Source organism: Acetobacter cerevisiae (assembly GCF_001580535.1).
In the GTDB taxonomy this organism is placed as follows: Bacteria; Pseudomonadota; Alphaproteobacteria; order Acetobacterales; family Acetobacteraceae; genus Acetobacter; species Acetobacter cerevisiae.
Map to the genome: position 1 here is coordinate 1 of NZ_LHZA01000060.1, position 3,664 is coordinate 3,664.

At 60.3% G+C, this 3,664-nt stretch carries 2 protein-coding genes; one reads left to right on the plus strand and one right to left on the minus strand.

Going from position 1 to position 3,664, the window contains the following annotated elements:
- Positions 1-16 precede the first annotated feature (16 nt).
- On the minus strand, positions 17-631 hold the full coding sequence (locus tag AD928_RS00550; protein ID WP_062247410.1) for a recombinase family protein: 615 nt from the start codon (positions 629-631) through the stop codon (positions 17-19).
- 125 nt (positions 632-756) lie between these two features.
- On the opposite strand from AD928_RS00550, the gene AD928_RS00555 reads away from it, so the two are divergent.
- Entirely contained in the window at positions 757-3,648 is a 2,892-nt protein-coding gene (locus AD928_RS00555) for a Tn3 family transposase (protein ID WP_062247411.1), read from the plus strand.
- Positions 3,649-3,664 lie beyond the last annotated feature (16 nt).

Genomic DNA, 3,664 nt, shown 5'->3' on the forward strand with positions numbered 1-3,664 from the left:
GGGAGGGGGCGAAATCCTACGCTAAGTTGAGAACGCGCTTCCCATAATCCCTGAGCTCGCCCTTCGGTCCGACATATCTGTATAGAGTGACGCGCTCGATCCCGAGTTCCTTGCACAGATCGGAAACAGACGTGTCGCGCTGCGCCATGGCGGCCTGGGCGAGACGCACCTGTGCTTTGGTCAGGGCGAATTTTCGCCCTCCCTTTCGTCCGCGCGCTCTGGCTGCGGCAAGGCCAGCCATGGTGCGCTCGCGGATCAGATCCCGCTCGAACTCGGCCAGAGTGGCAAAGATACCGAACACCATGCGGCCGGATGCGGTCGTGGTGTCGATCTGAGCGCCTTTTCCGGTCAGCACACGCAGGCCGATCCTGCGGTCTGACAGATCCTTCACGGTGTTGACCAGGTGGGCGAGCGAGCGCCCGAGGCGATCGAGTTTCCAGACCACCAGCACATCGCCGTCGCGCAAGGATTTGAGGCATGCAGCTAAGCCGGGCCGATCATCGCGGCTACCGGATGCACGATCATCATAAATATTACCTGGCTCGATACCGGCGGCACGCAGGGCGTCGTGCTGGAGGTCGAGGGATTGGGAACCATCGGCTTTGGAGACGCGGGCATATCCGATCAGCATGTTTCTTAAACGTTGGTTTGAAGCGGTGACGAACATGAGCACATAAGCTTGCACTATTGTGTATCTTAACCAGCATCGCAATCAAACTATCTCAAACCTTACCTTGGAAAGAATAAGGAGCATGTATGCCGCGTCGCGTGACCCTGACCGATCGACAGCGCGAGGCGCTGTTTCACTTACCGGTCGATCAAGGTGATCTGCTGCGGCACTATACCCTTAGCGATGAGGATCTCGGGCATATCCGCCAGCGCCGGCGCGCCCACAACCGTTTCGGCTTCGCGCTGCAACTGTGCGTCCTGCGCTACCCGGGCCGGGTACTCACCCCTGGCGAGCTGATCCCGGCACAGGTATCGGATTTCATCGCGGCCCAGCTCGGGCTGAGCCGTGACGATCTACTCCTCTATGCCGCGCGCGAGGAGACCCGGCATGAGCATCTGGCGGACCTACGCCGGATCTACGGCTATCGCTCCTTTTCGGGGCGGGGCGCACGGGATTTGCGCGATTGGATCGCTCGGGAAGCCGAGGCGGCGACATCGAATGAGGATCTTGCCCGTCGCTTCGTTGCAGAGTGTCGCCGCACCCGCACAATCCTTCCCGGTTTCTCAACGATTGAGCGCCTTTGTGCCGATGCACTGGTCAAGGCCGAACGCAGGATCGAAGATCGTATCGCCCATCGCATAACACCAGCCCTGAGCGAGAATTTGGCTCATCTGTTAGAGAATACGGTGGATGGTCGCATCACCCGCTTCGTATGGCTGCGACAGTTCGAAGTTGGCGCAAATTCGGCGGCGGCCAATCGGCTGATGGATCGACTGGAATATCTCCACAAGTTCGATCTTCCGGCAGATTTGCTGGACGGCGTTCCCGCGCATCGTGTGACCCGCCTTCGCCGGCAGGGCGAGCGCTATTACGCCGACGGCATGCGCGATCTGCCCGAAGGCAGGCGGCTTGCAATCCTCGCTGTCTGCACCATGGAATGGCGGTCATCTCTGGCTGATGTCATCGTGGAGACCCACGATCGCATCGTAGGCCGTCTCTATCGGGTCTCCGAACGCCTTTGCAGCACCAAGATCGCCGACGAAAAGGCGGTCGTTCGGGACACGCTGAAGTCTTTTGCTGAAATCGGTGGTGCTTTGCTTGGAGCGCAGGACGATGGCGCATCCCTGGACGGGATAATCACCACCGGTCCAGGCTGGGAACGGTTCAGAACCCTTGTCGCCACGGCCTCTGCGTTGACCAATGTGCTCGCTGCCGACCCGCTCAGCCGTGTGCTGGACGGCTATCATCGCTTCCGCCTCTATGCGCCCAGGATGCTGCGCCTGCTCGACATGCAGGCGGCGCCGATTGCCAAGCCTCTTCTGACGGCTATCGCGCTGCTACAGAGCGGGATCAAATCCGATCCTCCTATGGATTTTCTACGTCCCAACTCCAAATGGCATCGCCATCTTCGCGCTGCGCCCGCCGGCGACTACCGACTTTGGGAAATCGCGGTGCTGTTCCATATCCGCGACGCTTTCCGGTCCGGCGACATATGGCTGGCAAAATCGCGCCGCTATGGCGACCTCAAGCAGATCCTGGTCCCGCCACAGGCGATAGAGCAGACCGCGCGGTTCGCTGTGCCGCTGCAACCCGGCGAATGGCTTGCCGAGCGCAGGGCTCGACTGGATACACAACTGAAGGCGCTTGGCCGCGCGGCGCGAACCGGTACGATCCCAGGCGGCATCATCGAGAACGGCAAGCTGCACATCGACAAGCTGAAGGCTGACACACCCGAAGGCACTGAGGATCTCGTACTCGATCTCTATCAACAGCTCCCGTCCACGAGGATCACCGATTTGTTGCTGGAAGTCGATGAGCGAACCGGATTCTCCGAGGCTTTCACGCATCTGCGCACTGGCGTGCCTTGCCGCGACCATATCGGCCTGATGAACGTGTTGTTGGCGGAAGGCGTCAATCTTGGTCTACGCAAGATGGCAGCGGCGACCAATACGCACAGCTTCTGGGAATTGCTGCGGATCGCACGCTGGCATGTCGAAGGCAGCGCCTATGATCGGGCGCTCGCCATGATCGTGGAAGCCCATGCCGCTCTGCCTATGTCCGCCTTCTGGGGACAAGGGAAATCCGCATCCAGCGACGGGCAGTTCTTCCTTGCTACCGAGCAGGGCGAAGCGATGAATCTGATCAACGCGAAATATGGCAACGTCCCAGGCCTCAAGGGATACAGCCATGTGTCCGATCAATATGCACCCTTCGCTATCCAGGTCATCCCAGCAACGGTCAGCGAGGCACCTTATATACTCGATGGGCTGCTCATGAATGACGCAGGCCGCCGCGTCCGCCAGCATTTTGCCGACACGGGTGGCTTTACCGATCATGTGTTCGCCGCCAGCTCCTTGCTCGGCTACAGGTTCGCACCGCGTATCCGAGATCTCTCTCAGAAAAGACTCTATGCCTTCACGCCCAACGCGACGCCCGCCAATGTGCGAGCGCTGGTTGGCGGCAAAATCAATGAACCGCTCATCGAGCGCAACTGGCCCGACATCCTGCGCGTCACGGCAACGATCGCAGCGGGCATCGTCGCCCCCAGCCAGATTCTTCGCAAGCTCGCTTCCTACCCGCGCCAGAATGAGCTGGCCCTCGCATTGCGGGAGATCGGTCGCATCGAGCGCACCCTGTTCATGATCGACTGGATTCTCGACGCCGGTCTCCAGCGCCAGGCTCAGATCGGTCTCAACAAGGGCGAGGCCCATCATGCCCTCAAGCGCGCCATCAGCTTCCATCGTCGAGGTGAGATACGCGACCGCTCAGGCGAAGGGCAGCACTATCGTATTGCCGGCATGAACCTGCTCGCCGCCATCATCATCTTCTGGAACACCATGAAGCTCGGGGAGGTCGTGGACAGACGCGCCGTGGACGGCATCATCATCCCGCCTGATCTCCTCGCCCATGTCTCACCGCTGGGATGGGAACACATCAACCTCACCGGCGAATATCGCTGGCCTAAATCCTTAGCGTAGGATTTCGCCCCCTCCC